The following is a 19,030-nucleotide window of genomic DNA, read 5'->3' as shown; positions in this document are numbered from 1 at the left end:
ATTTCCTCTGTGAGAAGTCCTCTTGATGGATGTGATCCAAATGCCTGAACTTCAGGATATTTTTAATCACGTCCATCTTAATTCTATGTCTCCTGCTCAGGCCAAAGCCTTTAATATGATTCGTCACTGCCGTACCGCAACACTAGGTTCCCATGCCGAGGTAATAAATTTTTTAGTTTTCATAGTTTCCACATATGTTGGAAAAGATAGTAACAAAGAAAGAAATAATTACTAACGAAAAGAGTGTTTACTTTGATAAAAGACAGACTTCTTTTAGCGTGTTTTGCAGGTTTCATAGGGTCATTAGCTGGATTATTATCCCTCTTTTTATTAAATTTGTTGATCCCTGGTAAAACAATAAATATGACTCAAATAACTTATGAAATTTTTTTAAACCCTGATACTTATCCTTTTTATATGAAATTACTAACTATTGTATGGAGTACTATTGTTGGGGGAGTTTACGCCCTAGTATACATTGCTGCTCTAGACTTTACAGGCTGGGACTATGCTTTGTTAAAAGCCTTCATCATTGTAAATGGTATTTGGCTATTTGGAACCGGTTTTATTCTGAAGTTACTAAATCTTACTCAATTTGTTCGAACTGAACCATTGTCTATCGCTGTTTTTTATGTAGCGCATCTTTTATTTGCTTTCTATTTATACTTTCTTGTAGCTAAATTTGGTAACCCCAAAAGAAAAGATGCTTAAATTAAATACTTAAACGTACTCAACCAGAATAGGGAATTACGCCTAACGTCTCGCGTATTCCCGACGCGCCATACTGCTTTCATCTTGTCTAAGTGTTTGGAATACGCTGTTGTACTAAACCGCTGCGCGGTGGCTACGTAAGAGCAAATAGCCAACCAATTTAATTTGAGACATTGCATCCAAGGTCTCGCCGGATGAACTCAAACAGTATCTTCATGACCGTATTAAACTTTTTTTCAACAAAGTGCTCAATTACCACTGGTCAGACGACGTTATCATCCGGCCCAAAAGGCCTAGTCACCGCCAATGGCGGAACAATCATACTGACAATATGCCAAAGGCCGAAGAATTTCACCGTCAATCATTATCTCACGCGCCACATTTCAAAAGTAGCCGTATACTGCAGGGTCAGCACCACGCACGAAGATCAATCCCAAAGCCTTTCAAACCAGATTTCTTATTATAAGCTTATGGTGAACAGTCGTGTGGATTGGGAACTTGTAGATATTTATGCCGACTACAATCCGGAAAGAGCACTTCCGGACGCCCTGAATTCCAAAGAATGCTGGAAGATTGCAGCAATCATAGGATCGAGATGATTGTTACGAAATCAGTCAGCCGCTTTGGCAGGAACACCGCAGACACCCTTGATGTATTGAATAAATTACGCGCCCTTTTAGTTGACGTATATTTTGAGGCCGAGGGTATCCATACTCGGGAGTCGGGGCAAGATTTTTTAATTTCCCTTCTGGAAGGCTATGCGCAAGAAGAAAACCAGGCCAATGACTATAGAATAATTAAAAAATTCTTTATTAGTACGTGGACCAGAAGATGGTTCACCATGGAATTCTCATAAACGTTTAATGTTAGTCAATAATTTAAGTATTCTAGTTAATCAATTATATACAGTAGGAATAGATGAAATCTTTATTGATGGTTCCTTTGTTGAAGACAAAGCAAGTCCTAGCGACATTGATGGTTACTTTGTTGCTAACCCTTATACACTCCCAGATATAGTAAGAGAATTAAACAAAATAGACCCATATAAGGTGTGGACTTGGGACTGGAACAGCCGAATTTATGATCGTAATTCTGCAAAACCTCAATTACCTATGTGGCACCGTTATAAAGTAGAATTATATCCCCATGTAGGCCAAGGTTGTGGGATTAAAGATGAATATGGAAATGAACAGATGTTTCCAGCTGCTTTTCGAAAAACCCGAGATACATTCTTACCAAAAGGTATTATTCAAATAATTAAATAAGGAGTTGGCTAATATGATTATTAAAAATGAACCAGCCTATCAAAAGGCTATTGAAAAATTGAAGCAAGATCAGGAATTTATTAATAGTGAAAAAAAACGTTTTGAAGACATGGGTTTAAATTCGGAACAAATTAAAATGGCAATACAACCCTTAATATCATTCCATGAACAATTAAAAGCAGAAGTAGAATCTTACGAAAAAATCAAACGTGGTTCATTTAATCCGATATATAAATTTACTGATATCGGAAAAACCCTTATTGCATATAGAATATATTTAGGTATGACACAAGCTGAATTAGCTAATAAGCTGGGAGTTAGTGAGTCTCAAGTGTCTAGAGATGAAAGACACGAATACTACGGAGCTACTACAGAAAAAATCGAAACGGTTATGGAAGCAATGGGAATGAAAGCTACAATAAACATTGAGATTGATGGAGAATTAGGAGCATAATAATGTATCGTTGCTTTCATTTTAATCCTGTTAAAAAAGCTCTCGCAACATGGTTAAGTGATGCGAGAGCTTCTCGGGTTCGACAGTCTGTAGGCATAAAAATCGCCTCAAAACCTGGTGGGCCAAGGGCTAGATGCAATTGTGGATAACATGTCGTGTATCTACGATTTTGAACCCTTCAGAATGGAAATATCCCATATTTTCGCGGGTTCCGGGATTTCAAGCAAGAAAAGAATTCTCTTTTGCGCTTCGGTTAATTCAGTTCTCTGCCATACTTTTCCGTCAATCGATTCGTATTCTATCAAGTGCAAATCTTCCAGCTCCGAACGTAAATTTTCCCACGTTTGGTGCGTGTTCACTTCGGCCAGTCGGACGAGAAGAAGAGCCAACCAACATAGAACGACATGGGCGCGAATGCGTTCTTCCTTGCGATGATACACGGGACGAAGTTCTAAAGTGGTTTTTAACGTTCGAAAGGCATGTTCGACTTCATGCAGTTGCTTAAAACCTAAAGCAACGTCCTCCACAGAAAGCGTGTCATCCGAAGTGCGAATCAAATATTTTCCGTCCAGCCGTTCCATCTCTTTTACGGCTTGGGTATTGATCTTCAGATTACCCTTCGAATCCATCTTGAGATATTTCTTGTAAACCATGTGACTGTTAAGGCGGCAATGTGCTTTGGAATGACGGTCATATCTGAAGTGTTTCCCGGCCAAGACCAGCAGCGAATCGGAATGCCATCCCGAGTGACCGCTAAGCCGATGACGATTTGAGGAAGGTCCGGTCGGCTATCCTTAGAATGCTCAGGAAGCTTAAACTCTTCTTCATCCCACTCATCCATTTCAAAATAAGTTGAGGTCGTATCGAAAAAGAGAAGATCCACCTCAAGGTTAAAAAGATCGGCCACCGCATTAAACACTTCGTGCTGAATCTCCTCTTCGGATTCAAGGAGAAAATCCGTTTTTAAGCTCCACGTTCCACTAAATCGAATTGAACTGCATCCATTTTCTACTGAAATACCATCTCTGCCTATACTGTTTTTCCCATTTCATAAGTCTGATCCATGGCTGTACTGCCGATGATGTCACCCTTGCGCCATGCGCCGACACCATATATGACACCCTTTTCTTTTGCACCGTTCAGACATACCGTAAAACCGCGAAAGCCGTCAAGCGTCCTTTCCATGGACTGCTTACTGCTGTCGGCGGCGGTAACGATGAAATAGAACTCCTTGCCTGTGATTTCTTCATATCTCGGAACAGTTCTATCAATCAGCGTTTTAATCTGAGCGTCCATAGTATAGAAGTAAACCGGCGTCGCCATAACGATCACATCGGCGGCAATCATTTTCTCCAAAATTTCCGCCATGTCATCCTTCTGAACACACTTATGGCTGATATAACATGACTCGCACCCGGTGCAGTAGCCAATCTTTTTGTCTCTCAAAAAAATCTTTTCCGTCTGATTGCCGGCCTCCTGTGCACCAAGCAAAAACTGATCGCACAGCAAATCGGAATTGCCGCCTCTCCTTGGACTTGCAGATAATATCAATACATTTTTGCCCATAAAATTAATTCTCCGATCTTTTTAGTGCTTTTTCTTTTTCAACAACTGCCTGTTCATATACTGCAATTTTATAATCCAGGCGTTCCAGCGTTTTCTTCATATCTTCCATTCTTGCTATGAGCTGCTTACGCTGCTCGATAAAAAGTTCTTTTCTTACCTCAATGGTTTCATCACCCTGTTGAAACAGCGCAACATACTCAATCAATACCTCAATCGGAAGACCTGCGCCTCGCATACATTTGATAAATTCAACCCACTTACAGTCTTCTTCCGTATAATCCCTGATTCCGCTTTTATTGCGGTTCACACGAGGTATCAGTCCGATGCGTTCATAATAGCGGAGTGTATCCTGTGGAATATCAAATTTTTCACTTACTTCTGTAATCGTCATACCGTTTCACCTCCTGATATCCGATATTTTAATGCCTTGAGTTAACTCCAAGTCAAGAGTTTTTAAATAGTAGCACTAATCCATGCTACTATTTAAAAATACAGAATGTTATGTGCGTCCGTCCTTTAAGAACTCGACGGCAAGCTCTATTTGGTCAACAACGTTCGCAAAGTTATCTTATAGCTTTAAAATGCCTTACTGGCAGACAGGGCATAAGTTATGGAAGAAAATCACAGTGCTTTTTCAAGAATCTTTTGGCTTATATCCAATGTAAGATCCTGAGTTTCTGAGAGCGCTGTCATCCCATGAGCCTTACAGTTGCTGGCTATTATACAGAGATCGGTTAAATTGCATGAAACTTAGTCCATTTTCCACTGATATACCGGTTTACGAAAATGATTGCCTTGACAATCCAGTCAATAAACATAGCCACCCATGTGCCGAACATTCCCATATTAAAATAAATACCGAGCAGATAAGCTAGTGCAATACGACAGAAAAACATGGAAAACATACTAACAATCATTGGAAATTTGGCATCTCCTGATGAGCGGAATGTCACAGGCAAGGTATAACCAAGTGGCCAGATTGCTACTGTAAATGCTGCATGCCACCAAACGATTTGTGTGGTCAATGACGTTGCGATCTCAGATAATCCGTAGACATTTAATATGACTGGGAGTAAAGCAAGTACTAATGCGCAGCTTAATACATGTGCCACATACACAATACCCATAATCTTTTTGGTGTAATATTTAGCCTGTTCATAATCTCCTGCGCCGACACTTCTTGATATAACTACAGTTAAACCAAGACCAATTGCCATACCCGGCAGTACTTCAAACATAACAATGGTACCCGACACCGCATTTGCCGCAATTGCTGCCGTACCAAAAGTAGCAACCAGGCTGAGTACAATGATTCTTCCCAAATAGAACAAGCCGTTTTCCAATCCATACGGAACACCAATCTTAAGATTTTTTTAATCATTGGCCAGTTAAATTTGTGTTTGAGTGCCATCCAACTAGACCAAGGCCAAAATGATTTAAAAATGCTTACTACAGGAGATGTGGCTAAAAAACTTGGAGTGTCAAACCAAGCAATTATTAACTGGATAGAAACTGGCAAAATTAAGGCCTTTCAAACTCCAGGCGGCCACTATCGCATACCAGCAGATCAATTCAGGACTACTGACGAGGAGGATGCCACCAGTGAAGCTATTTTCGAAAAGCTATGGACCAAAAGAACCGGCATGCCCCCAATTGACGAAGACAATGATCTGTGGGACTTGTAGGCAATGGATAGAGTTTTGCTTGATACAACTGTTTTATGTGGAGCTATTATTTCACCTGGAGTCAATTATAAGATCATACAGCTTGCTAGGAGTGCCGAATTTTTTAAACCCATTATATCAGAGGTTGTAGTATGCGAATTTATTGAGCATTGTCGTAAGGGTTTAAAAAAGATCACTTATTCCGAAGAAGAGATTGATGCTTTCTTTACAGCCGTTAAGCCGGTCCTGGACTTTGATAACATTAAAAGGATAGGGATTGGCAAGGAATTATGGGTAGACATGTGCAAGTCCCATCCGATGCAAAGCAATGGCCGGTCGGCGAATATACCGGCCAATTACGCTAGTTGCTCTTTAACATTTCCTTTGTGTTTAGGAGCATATACATAAAATCCCTCCCCATTTGCGCTGTAAGCCTTCTGTAATAAAGGCTGTACTTCCTTCTTTTCAACGTCGTTCAGTGATCGGCGAATCAACTTCAAGACGACAGTTTGCCACTGTTTACGAAGCATCTCGAAGGGGATATAGTCATAAACTTTCCACGCGCCGCCTTTTTTCATTCCGCCCATTGTCACAAGCATATGGACATGGGGGTTGAAATTCATCCGGGCTCCAAATGTATGTAGCCCTGCTACTACCCCCGGAAGGGCTTTTAATTTTTTCTTAAAGTACTCCTGTATAATCCGGACCGCTTCGTCCATTAGGTCTTTTAAGAGTTCACGGTGTTTTTGAAAGATAACCCTTAACCCTTCATCAATCGTGAAAATAACATGGCGATGATTCACCTGAAACATTTCATCTGCAATTAATCGACTCCACTCTTCCGTCTCTCCGCTGGAACAAGTGGTACAGAACCTACCTTTACAACGATACGGAACGATTTTTATGTCGTGGCAGGCTTCACATACCAATAGTTTAAAACCGTTTTTGGGATCTCCACATCGATGAAACTTCTCAACCTCTTTGATCACAATCGGCCTGATACGACTACCGTATTTCTCTACAAAAGCATCCCAGTGCCTATGCGAATCAAAGAATATCTCTTTCAAAACATTAGCTTCCATATGCTTAGCTTACCAAATCTGCAAGTAAAGGGGTACCCCTAAAAGTGTAGAGGTACCCCAAAAACTTATACTTTCTGATATATTTAAAAAGGAAGCATAACTTTTCCAAACGGAAAAGTTATGGGTATTGCCACAACAAAACATATTCTTTCTTTTCTGGTAAATTTTGTCTAATAACTCAATCTTTGATACAAATTAACGATGCACCTCCGCTTTTGATCAAAGGGGGTGCATTTGTGTTTTTGGAGGTGCATTTTTAAGGAGGGGTGCATTCCTCATATTTCCTTGAACTGGTTTAACCGCAAAACTCTGAGCAGAATCACGGTCTCAACGTGCCCTGTCTGGGCACAATGTCTTAAAGTGTCTCGCTAGAAATCACAGTGAGACTGAAAAATGTCGGTTGTGAAAATACTTGACAAACTGATAAATTTATGCTTGTAAGAAATACCAGTCGAAGTCACCTCAACCCCGACCGGCATTCCAGTTTAAAGTACCTCCCGCACCTCAACGCCCACCTTAAACAAAAACGGACCTCCGCCATCGATTGAATCATTACCTTTTCCATGAACCTCCGAAATAACACATCGTCAAACTTGCTAATCTTATCTTCCTGCGCTATCAGATAATCCCGCAATTTCTCCACCCTCTTTTCCCCCATAAGCCGTTCGGTCTGTTGCTCTTTGAACTTTTACATCTGGTTTTGGATCAGCTTAATATCGGCACCAAGACTGAGTGTTCCTTTTCATCATCTATTATAGACAAAGGGAAGACACCTCTCGGTTTCTTCCCCGAAGTATTAAATAAAACCTATTTTGAAGGACCAGGCTCGAAATGAGCATCTACATCCTGCATCTCAGCACATAATTTTTTTAAATCTTCTTCAGAGATCGTAGCGTAAATTTTATTTGGATCCATTCCAGAGTCGTCAATATCACTATGACTCCAGATATCTGTACCAATACCGCCTTGAGGTGTAGTAAACCCAATACAATCAGCTGTCAAATCTAATTTATCATTTCTAATTAGAGAATATCCGACAACAAATCCTCCTCCGAATGACATAGTTGGAAAACCGTCCAAAAAGTCGTGTAATTCACCAGGAGATGGTATTACTGGACCCCTGATCCAACCTACCATAATCTGACCATTAAGTGCGCCTAATCCTACATCTTTACCAACTGAATCATAAAACCGGTTATAACGATCCCTATATATTGCCCAATGTACTCCTTTTGCCGCTTCAGCACCAACTTCGACCATATAAAAATCCGGTGTACGCAGATATTTTGTTAGTAAACTCTTTATTGTTGTATTATTATTTGTATTATTACCATCCGGGCCAACAACCGTTATAGTTATTATATTCGAGGCAACAATTTGATGTCCATTCTCATTTGCTCCAGGAGTATTACTGCCAGTTACAAAGACTTCATAAATCCCCAGGTTATTGAACGTACATGGATACCAAAGGTGGTAAGTCGAAGAATTCGTATAGATGTTTTCTGACAAATTTGTATAAGGATTCTGTATAACAGTCCCATCTAAATATCTAATCTTTCGGATTCCAACATTTAAATAGCTAATGTTATTTGCAGTTATTTCAATGGGAATCTCAGAACCTACTTTAATCTCTATGTTATTATTACTTTTATTAACGCTAAGGGGTCCGAAATTTGGGGTATATCCCGCATAACTAGTGCCCTTAGTTGGTAAGGCTTCTGAAGGTTTGGGTATTACAATATTAGATTTGAATGGAAGAACATTATTTGATTTTACTGCCTCATCAAAACCATCAACATAAAAGACTGCAGTCAATTTGACCCCAACGGGAAAATCAGATGCATCAACATACCTTTCAAATGCTAGTCTGCCGAATTCATCGGTAACTTTATCAGATAATAAATATTTTTTTAATAATGTTGATGTCCCTTCTTTATATAAGTTAACATAAATGGGGGGGTAATTTCCATTCTGCTGAGGCGTTTTTTCATCTAACCACGCAGCCATATATATTTGTTGCTTATAATCTTCAATATTATAGTTGTAGATTGGAGATTTTATATTAAGATTATATGCGCCTAGTTTCTCGGCCTCTTGATCCTTAGCTTTTGCATATAATGTAAACGTATATAAACCTGGTGTGGCGTATCCACCGTATACTGGGAATGACATTTGGCTTAAATCAAATTTAGATTCTCCATTCAAAATTCGCCTATAAGTTTGATCGTCAATTTGTTGACCATTTTTCGAAACTACTAGATTTACAACATCCAATGGCAGTTGAGATGTAATTTCACCTTTAAAATAGTGGGCTATTCCTGTAAATTCTTCATCTGTCTGATTTAATGGAAAATCCTTTAAGGTAAACCCATTTACAGTTCCATTTCCATTTGATCCGCCAGTTCCATACATAACCCCAACATAGCTTGGAGGTCCTTGATTTCCCGCCGTATCCTCAGCAGCAATAACGACTCTATATTCATCACCAGCTTTTAATGAATTCGCATCAACTTTAATACTAATATCTTTTGTTTTTCCTTGCTTGACTGAACTCTTATTTGAAAAGTCTGTAACAGAATATGAGTACTGGTTAGCTCCGTTTATGGGATCCCAAGATACTTGGAGATCACCGTTTGCTACTTTAACTAATTGTGCTTGGTTACCATTTACTGATACATCCGGTGGAATTAATACTGGTTTTGGATCTTTTATTGTAAAATACAAATAGGAAGTTTTTTTATTTCCCAAGGCATCAACTGATGCTACCGATACCCCATACTGATGCCCGGCAGAAAGTTGGGAAGCTGCTATAACAAACGAAGTACCTTTAGGATCTTGCTCAGGGACTATTATTTTATTCTCCCTGATATTCCTTACAGATACAAGATAATTTCTTGCCCCATCCACAGGACGGTAATTGTCAAGATAGTTGTCGCATTTGACCAAAATTACTTTATTACACGATGTGTTAATTACGACGAAAACAAGCCCGGACGCTCGGGCGCTTGCCAGAAGGAACTTTTGTGATCTGCGGATCAAAAAGTCCATTCGGTCCTTTAGCGTATTTGTTCGCTAGTGTCACTGGGATGCTAGCGCGCATATCCTCAGCCTTCGGCCTCCGGTATCCCGCGTGCACCCTGACACTTAACTCTTTACTTCGATGAAACAGCCCCTATGATGCATCCGTTTTAGACTCAACTCGATCCTCGTCTTGAGACTTCTCTGGATTAAGCCACACTTCATTCGGCAAGGTCCAGTTCCTTGTTTGTCGTGTCCAGCGTTCTGGATGACGGGCTTTCGCAGCCTCATAGAGCTGGTGCCGTTTCTTAAGTATCTCTTCACCCTGGCCACTGTGACGTTGGTGTGGTGTAAGAAATTTGATCCCACTATGGTGATGGTTGTAGTTGTACCAATGGACGAATTCCTTGACCCATGCCCTGGCATCATTAATCGTAGCAAATCCTCCGATTGGATAGCTCGGGCGGTATTTACAGGTCCGGAAAATGGACTCTGAATAAGGATTGTCGTTGCTAACCCTTGGGCGACTTCGAGAAGGCGTAATACCCAATTGATAGAGTGTTTCCAGCATTGATGCTCCTTTCATGGGGCTACCATTATCGGAATGTAAGACCAAAGGTTCTTCTTGTCGGGTTATATTCTGGGCCATGACTGCTCGCCGAATGAGTTGACTGGCATGTTCTGCACTTTCTTCGAGCCAGACTTCCCAACCGACAATGTCTCGACTAAAGATGTCCAGGATAAGGTATAAGTAAAAGTAGAGCCCTTTAGCAGGTCCGGGGAGATACGTAATATCCCACGACCATACACGATTCGGTTCGGTAGCGCAATGCGTGGCTTTAGGCTTGCTGGAGGGGGCCTTACAACGACCACGATGATTCTGTTCACCGGCTTGGCGCATGATTCGATAGAAGGTTGATTCGGAGGCGATATAGGTACCTTGATCCGCAAGAATCGGGACAATCTCACTGGGCGGCAAACTTTTAAATTCAGGTTGATTGACGATTTCTAGAATCTCCTTGCGTTCTGCTTCCGTAAGTTTATTCGCCGGTTCAGGACGCTTGGCCAAGGGTCTCTGATCGGATCCATGTTCCCCGGCTTTACACCAACGTTGAAAGGTTCGTACGGATATACCAACTTCTTCACAAGCAAGCTGTTGGTTTGCTCCGCTTGCTACTGCTTCTTCTACCAGCTTAATAATGATGTCGCGATTTGCAGTGCTGGTCAGACCTCCTCGTCCTTTGGTCCCCAAATCGCATTGGCTTTTTTTCTTAGCACAAGCAGGGCTGCCGTTTCAGCTAGCGCTGACTCTTTTCGCTGAAGTTCTTTCTTAACCTGTTTTAGCTCTTTCTCTATTTCTTTTTCTCGCCGTTGTGCGAGGGCTAGTTCCTGAGCCACACCGCCGTTGGCCTGCATGCAGTTGTCCTGCCAGGACTTGACCTGTTCAACATACAAACCCTTCTTACGACAGTATTCCGCGAATTCAATTTCACTAAGGGTGGATGTCTCAACCACGATGAGGAACTTGTCGCGTGTGCTCCACTGCTCACTTTGCTGTTCACCAGCAGGGGCAGCAAAGCCCTTTTCACGTATTTCCTTACGCCATAGCTTCAATGTCCCTTCGGGGACACCTGTCTCCTGCTGAATCTGACTGAGAGACTGATTGTTTGGCGGTAACATCTTTGTAATAATAGAGTTTTTCAACTCTTTGGGATATCTCATATCGTTTTCCCCTCCTGTGTTCCTTCAAGGATACTTTTCTTTAGTTCCTACGTCAACTATCCTAACACAGGGGGAGGATCCCACTGTACAGTTATATCACCTAGATCAAGATCCCCATTGCTTAAGGGGGACTTAATATTTGGGAAACTCATGAAGATTGTGCGAACATTGAAATTAACTGTACTGGATGCTTGATTGCCTTTGTCATCGAAAGCAGTAACAATAACTTTATACTGGTGTCCTTGTTCTAATTTATCGGCAGAGATAACGTACTTAGTATCATTTGTTTGTCCATCTGGTAGATCTATCGGACCCGAGTATTGGTCTTGGAGAGAAACCTTGAAGTAAGAAGCCTGATTAATTGCATCCCATGAAATAGTTATTGGAGCTTTGTCCAAGTAAGCATAATTAACCGGATTATTGATATTTGGTGTAAGATTTGATTTTACTTGGACTGTAATATTCGCAATCTGGTTCTGGTAACTTGCTCGTAATGTAGTCGAACCAGCACTTACCCCAGTGACAACACCATTGCTAACTGTAGCAATGTTCGGATTGTCTATTGTACAAGTTACTTGCCCGGCAAGACTATTGTCTGTGCTACCATCGCTGTAGGTTCCGGTTATGGTTTCAATATCAGTAAAGTGAAGTTGTTGGCCTACATAAAGCGTGATCTGGTTCGGTGTGGCCGTTAAACTTGTGAGCTGTTTCGGAGCCGCTGTTACCGTTATCGTTATCCCTACTGATTTCCCGCCATAGCTTACCGTCAGTGTCGTGCTTCCGGCACTAATTCCGGTAATATTGCCTGAACCTACCTGTGCTATGCTCGTATTGGCCATCGAGGCATTGTTGCCCGCTTGCCAGGTGAGATCTTCACTTGTTCCGTCTGAATAGTAGCCCGTTATTTTTACACTCGATACGAAGTTGATGCTCTGTCCCTGTCCCACTGTTAATGACGTCGGGTTACTCTGCAGGCTTGTGAGCTGCTTTTGACCTGTTACCGTTATCGTTATCCCTACTGATTTCCCGCCATAGCTTACCGTTAGTGTCGTGCTTCCGGCACTAATTCCGGTAATATTGCCTGAACCTACCTGTGCTATGCTTGTATTGGCCATCGAGGCATTGTTGCCCGCTTGCCAGGTGAGATCTTCGCTTGTTCCGTCTGAATAGTAGCCCGTTATTTTTACACTCGATACGAAGTTGATGCTCTGTCCCTGTCCCACTGTTAATGACGTCGGATTACTCTGCAGGCTTGTGAGCTGCTTTTGACCTGTTACCGTTATCGTTATCCCTACTGATTTCCCGCCATAGCTTACCGTTAGTGTCGTGCTTCCGGCACTAATTCCGGTAATATTGCCTGAACCTACCTGTGCTATGCTTGTATTGGCCATCGAGGCATTGTTGCCCGCTTGCCAGGTGAGATCTTCGCTTGTTCCGTCTGAATAGTAGCCCGTTATTTTTACACTCGATACGAAGTTGATGCTCTGTCCCTGTCCCACTGTTAATGACGTCGGGTTACTCTGCAGGCTTGTGAGCTGCTTTTGACCTGTTACCGTTATCGTTATCCCTACTGATTTCCCGCCATAGCTTACCGTCAGTGTCGTGCTTCCGGCACTAATTCCGGTAATATTGCCTGAACCTACCTGTGCTATGCTCGTATTGGCCATCGAGGCATTGTTGCCCGCTTGCCAGGTGAGATCTTCACTTGTTCCGTCTGAATAGTAGCCCGTTATTCTTACTCTCGATACGAAGTTGATGCTCTGTCCCTGTCCCACTGTTAATGACGTCGGGTTACTCTGCAGGCTTGTGAGCTGCTTTTGACCTGTTACCGTTATCGTTATCCCTACTGATTTCCCGCCATAGCTTACCGTCAGTGTCGTGCTTCCGGCACTAATTCCGGTAATATTGCCTGAACCTACCTGTGCTATGCTCGTATTGGCCATCGAGGCATTGTTACCTGCTTGCCAGGTGAGATCTTCGCTTGTTCCGTCTGAATAGTAGCCCGTTATTTTTACACTCGATACGAAGTTGATGCTCTGTCCCTGTCCTACTGTTAATGATGTCGGATTACTCTGTAGGCTTGTGAGCTGTTTCGGAGCCGCTGTTACTGAAAAATATACTACATTACCGGCATTTGTTCCCGCGGCATTTGTTACTCCTACCCAGAATTTATAACTATGACCCGCTATTAACTTACTTGCCGGTATTGTATAACTTGTTTGAGTTATAAATGTATCATCAATTGGTTTTGGATCATTAGGTGATACAGAAAGATCCCGCAATGATATTGTGTAGCCTGTTGCCCCACTTATGCTGTTCCAGCTTGCTGTGATACTTTGGCCTGCATTGACACTACTAGGCATACTGATATTTGGTAATGTCGTTATTATCGTTGGTGTACTTGCAGCTACTATAGAAGATTGCATAAACAAGATCACCAGGCTTAAAAGAATAGATATAATTCTATAGGTTTTTTTAGGCATATATTTATTCCCCCTCCTCAGGTTCTTCTATTTGTGCCCAATTGCATAAAGTTTGCCATCGTAAGATCCAACGTATAGAATTCCATTCTGTCCTATGGCCGGAGAAGATGTAATTATGCCACCAGTCAAAAATTCCATCTTCTCGCTTCCGTTAGAATTGATACCGTAAAGCTTTTGATCATTAGTAACTACGTAAACAGTACCGTCTGAACCAATGATAGGAGAACTACTTACGCTCTTCCCTTTTAGGGCTTCCCACTGTTCATGACCGTCTGGGCTAATTGAATATAATCCTGGCCCATCTTCACCCGCCTTTATATTTACAGAAACATAAATCGTTCCATTATCTGCTATCGCGGGAATTGATTCAATTGGTCCAGTCGTTTGGAATTCCCATCTCTTATTTCTGTCACTGGTTAGTGCAACCAGCTTATTATCTGAAGTCCCAACATATAAGGTTCCATCAGGGCCAATGCCAATTGGTGAAGTCTCTGCAGTTCCAACTAAAGACTCCCATTTTTCATTTCCTTGTGGAGTTAGGGCATAGACCTTCCCACCGTTGCTACTGACATAAATCGTCCCATCTGCACCAATAGACGGGGTAGTATCAATGTAATCTCCATTTAACTGGAACTCCCACTTCTTGCTCCCGCTTTTGTCAATGGCAAAGACTTTTGAGTCATTAGATGACGCCGTGTAGATTGTACCGTCCGCCCCAATAGCAGGGCTTGCTTTCATCCACAAACCATTGGTGGCAAAAGACCATTTTTTTGCACCACCAGAACTGATAGCATATAGGTTCCCATCACCGCCCCCTGCGTAGATAGTTCCATCACTATCAATAACAGGTGACCCTACATTTACTCCGATTGGAAATTCCCAATTTTTATTACCATCGTTACCTACTGCGTAAAGTTTGGCATTACCTATACTAAAATCTTTATTCGTTGTTCCAAAGTATATTGTTCCATCAGAACCGATGGCTGGCGACGAATTTATAATATAATCAGTTGTAAAGTTCCATTGGCTTTCCGGGGTATTTGGTCCGATAAATCTGGACTGTCTACTCCAGTTACCATCAGTAGGTTGAGCAGCATTCCTGTCATAAGCCCCGGCCTGGTATCCCGCCCCTTGATTAAATGAGCTACTTAATCCAGTTTGTGTTTTGCCGGAAAGAATATTTTCAACATTAGATATAATACTGTCAGGAACGGCTTGTTCTCCACCAAATGTATTAATTGTAGGATTTATACCATTTTGATAAAGCTGAGTCAGATAAGAGGAAATTGCAGGGGGTAAAACCTGTGATTGGGGATCAATTAGTAAAATTGGTTCTCCGTTTTTTGCAGCTAAGGCACTTCCGGCCAAAGCATCAGCAAAACCAAAACCTGTCGTCAAATAAATATTACTTGGGGCTGGAGCAAAAGTCCTGGCTACTTCAGCGGTTGTGCCAAATCGATCATTACCTTTTAAGCGTATAATCTTTGCATTTGGTACTAAAGACTCTAATTGAGACTCTACATCACTGGTAATAACTCCAGTTCCACCTACAATATAAAACGTACTTGGTTTTGACGTTCCGATATATGTTTTAATTTGTTCTGAAACTGAATCATGTTGAACTAATAGTATCGGCCAACCATAATATCCAGCGAACCCGGATATAGCTAGGGCATCGGGATAATTTTCGCCAGAGGCTATGATGACAGGACTATTGGAGCCAGCATTTATTTCTTTTACTGTATCTAAGTCTGTTTCATATCGATCAGAACCAGCAATCCGTTTGACATTCATAAATCCCAATTTATTAAGACTATCTTCAAAATCTTTGCTAATTACACCTGTACCACCGATAATATAAACGCTACCGGATGGATCGAGGTGCTTAGATACATAGTCGAAAGCATCATTTGATGAATCAACCCCACTATCGACAAGCAAAATGGGGGCACCTAGTTTATGTGCTAGAACGCTTGCTGCTAGGGCATCTGCAAAACCATTACCCGAACATAGTACTACATTGTTAACTGTTCCACTTGCTAGATTTTCCGAGATTGCCTTTGCTGTCTGGTATCTCGAACTACCTGATAATCTTGTGCCAATCTTCCCGTAACCATAGCTTGGTTTAATATTTTGTTGGAAACTAAACAAAACCAGAAGTACTATAATAAATAGTCGTAATAAACTTTGTATCGTCATCATACCCGACTCCTTTAATCATCTTTTGTCTTAATACTAAAATAAAACCTTTAATTGATTAACACTGTGACTGCTTCAACATTAATAAATATACCTCTTAAAACCAAGTGAAAGAGCCTCCATGTTACAAATTAACGGGTAATCAGCGCGAAATCTCTGTTTAGTTGCCTGAAATATTCTTTCATACACCACGCACTCCCTGGTTAAGAAACGCCGGGCTATACCCCAGCGTTTCAAGTTTATTTAAGAGAATGAATGGCTTGATCATTTGTGGTGTCAAATTTGGGGAGTAGAACTATGGAGTTCATTAAAACCCTAAAGGAAAGTGGGTTTTATAATTTGTAAAATTTAATGAGCTCTTAATTAATCATTAGGTTTGCTAAATCAATATATACTCCTAATGGATTCCAATTATCAGGTCTAGAAATCACCACGTCTAATTTTTTAACACCCGTAACATTTAAATTAAGATTTTGCGGTAAACTCCCTGGTGGCAGGTCATATTTCCCTAACGTTGTTCCATCGCCTTTAAATATTACGGTTATTGTATCGGTAGATTGAGCAATGTTAGGATACTTATCATCTAGTCCAATGAGCCCACTAATATTTGTTTCTACTCCGTTTAAATTAAACGATACACCCGTTTTAGAACCGGCATCATATGACGTCAGTTGATATCCTTTTTCGTAAGATTCTGTACCCATTTTCATCAACGGAAGGGGATTAACTTTACAGTCGACAGTGTCGTAATATGGTGCGAATTTATCACTCATAAATTGTTTTTCACTTATTGGTGTAGGTGTCGGAGAAACATTTGGAGCAGAGCCGCTATTATCTAAGACTAAATTCGCAAAATCCACATATATCCCTAGAGGATTCCAATTGTCAGGTCTGGAAAAAACAAAATCAAGCTTTTTAACACCTGCAACATTAAGATTGATATTTTGTGGCAGACATCCAGGTGGAAGGTCATACTTTCTTAACGTTTTCCCATCGCCTTTGATTAATACCGTTATTGTATCGGTAGATTGAGCAATGTTGGGATACTTATCATCTAATCCAATGAGCCCGCTGATAGTTGTAACCGTACCATCCAAATTGAATGAAGCTGCCGTTTCTCCCCCAGCATCATAGGACCAAAACTGGTATCCTTTATCATACGTCGTCTGTCCCATAATCAATTGGGGGACTGGGTTCACTTTGTAGTCATGCTTAGTATAGTAGGGTTTAAATTTATCACTCATATAAGTGGGAGATGTAGAACTTGTTGGTTGCTGAAGTACGTTATCTGGGACAACACTGGTACCGCCTAAAATATTAAGAACGGAACTGCCTGGTAAATTGGAAAGATACTGTTTTGTTGTATCGGACATACCGTATGGATTAATTAGGACGATTGGGGAATTGGTCATTTGTGCAAGTGCTGTACCCGCTAGGGCATCAGGATAGTTCTCACCAGTTGCAAGATAAACCTTCTGCGTTTGGATCTCCGAAGAGAAGTGGCTAATGACCTGCATATTTGTGTCGTAACGGTCAAAACCCCATATCCGTTCAGGATTAGAAGTCTGAGATGCAACTGAATCACTAATGACACCTGTTCCACCAATGATGTATGTTTTCTTAGCATCGCTAGAAGCTAAATACTCCGACACATCAGAAGGAAGGTAATCTTTTGCTGTAAATAATATGGGCCATCCCTTCGCTGCCGCTATAGGGGCAATTGATAGAGCATCAGCATAGCTATCTCCGTTAACTAAAACTACTGTATCTGTTGCTCCAAATTTTTGGGCTGCAACCGCAGCTGAAGTTGCATAATCATCTTTACCTGCTAATCGGATTGTTTCAATTCCTTGAAGATACATTTGGTACTCAAAAACAGAGGAAACATTAGCCAATGTTCCAATAAGGTATGCCTTCTTTACATTCAAACGGGCTAACTCGTTTTTAAGCTTATCATCCAATTCACCGCCGGAAGTTAATAAAATTGGACAATTGTAGAGTTTGCTTAAGGGAGCTGCTATTAAGGCATCTTGGAATCGCTCACCGGAAGCGATAATTGCAAATTCGGAACTCTTCCAACCTTGTTGAGAAATAGCAATTGCTGTGTCATAGCGACTATTACCTGCAAGTCTTACTGTTTGATTTGAAGCAAAAGTGTATATTGGATTAAATGTGAATAATAAAAGCAGGGCTACTATAAATGAGACAAACTTGTGAATTCGAGACATAATCAAACCCCTTTCATTAACTAAAATTGTTCACGCAGACTTTCCTTTACACAAAACTTTCTACGTCCTCCAAAATATGCCTTACTATTTCTTTACTAGTTTGTCACCCTCGGAATCGGTAATGGTATCTCCATTAATTGTAAACCTGGCAGCTCGTCCGCCATTATCAATTGTTATGGTATTTCCATCAATTGTGTATTTACCGGTATAACCATGACCGTAATCATCTTGTAAATACCAGGTTCCATCAGATTTTAATTCTAGATATGACTTGTTATTTTTTACATCTACATATGTTCCTGAGACCGTTTTAGCACACCCAGTCAGAGTATTTAACATAATCAAAACTAGCGTTAACCAAAGTAATCGTTTCATTGTAGAACCGTTCCTTTCCGCCTGAACTCCGACATGTCTAGCTTCAATCTCGCTGGCTAACAGCCGGGCCTCGCTTTCACCCATAAATCTTGCATTCGGCATTACTGCATTACCTCTAATGATCATTCATATTATCGAATACAGGGAAAACATAGTAATCTTTTCCCCGTAAAATAACGTTTGAGGGTATTTCTTCATCATTCTTTTTAAGTAACCCAAGTTTGGCGACATATTTTGCCAAATCCTTATATACCAAGGCTTCC

At 41.0% G+C, this 19,030-nt stretch carries 14 protein-coding genes and 3 pseudogenes; 6 read left to right on the top strand and 11 right to left on the bottom strand.

What is annotated here, in order from left to right:
• Positions 1 to 40: 40 nt before the first annotated feature.
• The 5 genes and pseudogenes from ACYQ2N_RS12515 to ACYQ2N_RS12495 all read left to right on the top strand — a co-directional run.
• Positions 41 to 163 (top strand): annotated as a pseudogene (locus tag ACYQ2N_RS12515) (IS91 family transposase); the annotation flags it as partial.
• An 89-nt stretch (positions 164 to 252) separates the two neighbouring features.
• Positions 253 to 711, top strand: coding sequence for a hypothetical protein (locus ACYQ2N_RS12510; RefSeq protein WP_459999588.1), 459 nt, complete (start codon positions 253 to 255; stop codon positions 709 to 711).
• Between the two features lie 490 nt (positions 712 to 1,201).
• The gene (locus ACYQ2N_RS12505; protein WP_459999587.1) at positions 1,202 to 1,567 is read left to right on the top strand and encodes a recombinase family protein; all 366 of its coding nucleotides are present in this window, start codon (positions 1,202 to 1,204) and stop codon (positions 1,565 to 1,567) included.
• Between the two features lie 4 nt (positions 1,568 to 1,571).
• A pseudogene (locus ACYQ2N_RS12500) lies at positions 1,572 to 1,976 on the top strand (DUF6932 family protein); the annotation flags it as partial.
• A gap of 13 nt (positions 1,977 to 1,989) precedes the next feature.
• Positions 1,990 to 2,430 carry a helix-turn-helix domain-containing protein gene (locus tag ACYQ2N_RS12495; protein ID WP_459999586.1) on the top strand — a complete coding sequence of 147 codons (441 nt, stop codon included), beginning with the start codon at positions 1,990 to 1,992 and terminating at the stop codon, positions 2,428 to 2,430.
• Positions 2,431 to 2,591: 161 nt separating this feature from the next.
• Here ACYQ2N_RS12495 and ACYQ2N_RS12490 read toward each other — a convergent pair.
• The 4 genes and pseudogenes from ACYQ2N_RS12490 to ACYQ2N_RS12475 all read right to left on the bottom strand — a co-directional run.
• Positions 2,592 to 3,388 (bottom strand): annotated as a pseudogene (locus ACYQ2N_RS12490) (IS1634 family transposase); the annotation flags it as partial.
• A 71-nt stretch (positions 3,389 to 3,459) separates the two neighbouring features.
• A complete protein-coding gene (locus ACYQ2N_RS12485) occupies positions 3,460 to 3,996 on the bottom strand; it encodes a flavodoxin family protein (protein WP_459999585.1) in 537 nt (178 codons plus the stop codon).
• A 4-nt stretch (positions 3,997 to 4,000) separates the two neighbouring features.
• A complete protein-coding gene (locus ACYQ2N_RS12480) occupies positions 4,001 to 4,387 on the bottom strand; it encodes a MerR family transcriptional regulator (RefSeq protein WP_459999584.1) in 387 nt (128 codons plus the stop codon).
• Positions 4,388 to 4,730: 343 nt separating this feature from the next.
• Positions 4,731 to 5,339 carry an MATE family efflux transporter gene (locus ACYQ2N_RS12475; RefSeq protein WP_459999582.1) on the bottom strand — a complete coding sequence of 203 codons (609 nt, stop codon included), beginning with the start codon at positions 5,337 to 5,339 and terminating at the stop codon, positions 4,731 to 4,733.
• 99 nt (positions 5,340 to 5,438) lie between these two features.
• On the opposite strand from ACYQ2N_RS12475, the gene ACYQ2N_RS12470 reads away from it, so the two are divergent.
• A complete protein-coding gene (locus ACYQ2N_RS12470; protein ID WP_459999581.1) occupies positions 5,439 to 5,681 on the top strand; it encodes a helix-turn-helix domain-containing protein in 243 nt (80 codons plus the stop codon).
• Positions 5,682 to 6,016: 335 nt separating this feature from the next.
• Here ACYQ2N_RS12470 and ACYQ2N_RS12465 read toward each other — a convergent pair whose 3' ends face one another.
• The 7 genes from ACYQ2N_RS12465 to ACYQ2N_RS12435 all read right to left on the bottom strand — a co-directional run bounded on the left by ACYQ2N_RS12465 (position 6,017) and on the right by ACYQ2N_RS12435 (position 18,869).
• Positions 6,017 to 6,727 (bottom strand): IS91 family transposase, encoded by a 711-nt coding sequence (locus ACYQ2N_RS12465; RefSeq protein ID WP_459999579.1) that lies wholly within the window; start codon positions 6,725 to 6,727, stop codon positions 6,017 to 6,019.
• 822 nt (positions 6,728 to 7,549) lie between these two features.
• Positions 7,550 to 9,649 (bottom strand): hypothetical protein, encoded by a 2,100-nt coding sequence (locus ACYQ2N_RS12460; RefSeq protein ID WP_459999578.1) that lies wholly within the window; start codon positions 9,647 to 9,649, stop codon positions 7,550 to 7,552.
• A 265-nt stretch (positions 9,650 to 9,914) separates the two neighbouring features.
• A protein-coding gene (locus ACYQ2N_RS12455; protein ID WP_459997760.1) for an IS3 family transposase occupies positions 9,915 to 11,440 on the bottom strand; the annotation gives its coding sequence in 2 pieces (ribosomal slippage) (positions 9,915 to 10,997 and positions 11,000 to 11,440; 1,524 coding nt in all).
• A 98-nt stretch (positions 11,441 to 11,538) separates the two neighbouring features.
• Positions 11,539 to 13,965 (bottom strand): beta strand repeat-containing protein, encoded by a 2,427-nt coding sequence (locus ACYQ2N_RS12450; RefSeq protein ID WP_459999577.1) that lies wholly within the window; start codon positions 13,963 to 13,965, stop codon positions 11,539 to 11,541.
• A gap of 27 nt (positions 13,966 to 13,992) precedes the next feature.
• Positions 13,993 to 16,164, bottom strand: coding sequence for a cell wall-binding repeat-containing protein (locus tag ACYQ2N_RS12445; protein WP_459999576.1), 2,172 nt, complete (start codon positions 16,162 to 16,164; stop codon positions 13,993 to 13,995).
• A gap of 359 nt (positions 16,165 to 16,523) precedes the next feature.
• Positions 16,524 to 18,392, bottom strand: a complete 1,869-nt coding sequence (locus tag ACYQ2N_RS12440) for a cell wall-binding repeat-containing protein (RefSeq protein ID WP_459999575.1) — start codon at positions 18,390 to 18,392, stop codon at positions 16,524 to 16,526.
• A gap of 84 nt (positions 18,393 to 18,476) precedes the next feature.
• Positions 18,477 to 18,869, bottom strand: coding sequence for a hypothetical protein (locus ACYQ2N_RS12435; RefSeq protein ID WP_459999574.1), 393 nt, complete (start codon positions 18,867 to 18,869; stop codon positions 18,477 to 18,479).
• Positions 18,870 to 19,030: the final 161 nt, after the last annotated feature.

It is taken from the genome of Paradesulfitobacterium aromaticivorans, assembly GCF_054657415.1.
This window is presented reverse-complemented; position numbering and strand designations above follow the sequence as displayed.

What these genes read in the sequence shown, in the direction of transcription:
- ACYQ2N_RS12485 (WP_459999585.1), bottom strand. Translation starts at nt 3,996, where the DNA reads ATGGGCAAAAATGTATTGATATTATCTGCAAGTCCAAGGAGAGGCGGC.
- ACYQ2N_RS12470 (WP_459999581.1), top strand. Translation starts at nt 5,439, where the DNA reads ATGCTTACTACAGGAGATGTGGCTAAAAAACTTGGAGTGTCAAACCAA.
- ACYQ2N_RS12435 (WP_459999574.1), bottom strand. Translation starts at nt 18,869, where the DNA reads ATGCCGAATGCAAGATTTATGGGTGAAAGCGAGGCCCGGCTGTTAGCC.
- ACYQ2N_RS12450 (WP_459999577.1), bottom strand. Translation starts at nt 13,965, where the DNA reads ATGCCTAAAAAAACCTATAGAATTATATCTATTCTTTTAAGCCTGGTG.
- ACYQ2N_RS12440 (WP_459999575.1), bottom strand. Translation starts at nt 18,392, where the DNA reads ATGTCTCGAATTCACAAGTTTGTCTCATTTATAGTAGCCCTGCTTTTA.
- ACYQ2N_RS12445 (WP_459999576.1), bottom strand. Translation starts at nt 16,164, where the DNA reads ATGACGATACAAAGTTTATTACGACTATTTATTATAGTACTTCTGGTT.
- ACYQ2N_RS12480 (WP_459999584.1), bottom strand. Translation starts at nt 4,387, where the DNA reads ATGACGATTACAGAAGTAAGTGAAAAATTTGATATTCCACAGGATACA.
- ACYQ2N_RS12495 (WP_459999586.1), top strand. Translation starts at nt 1,990, where the DNA reads ATGATTATTAAAAATGAACCAGCCTATCAAAAGGCTATTGAAAAATTG.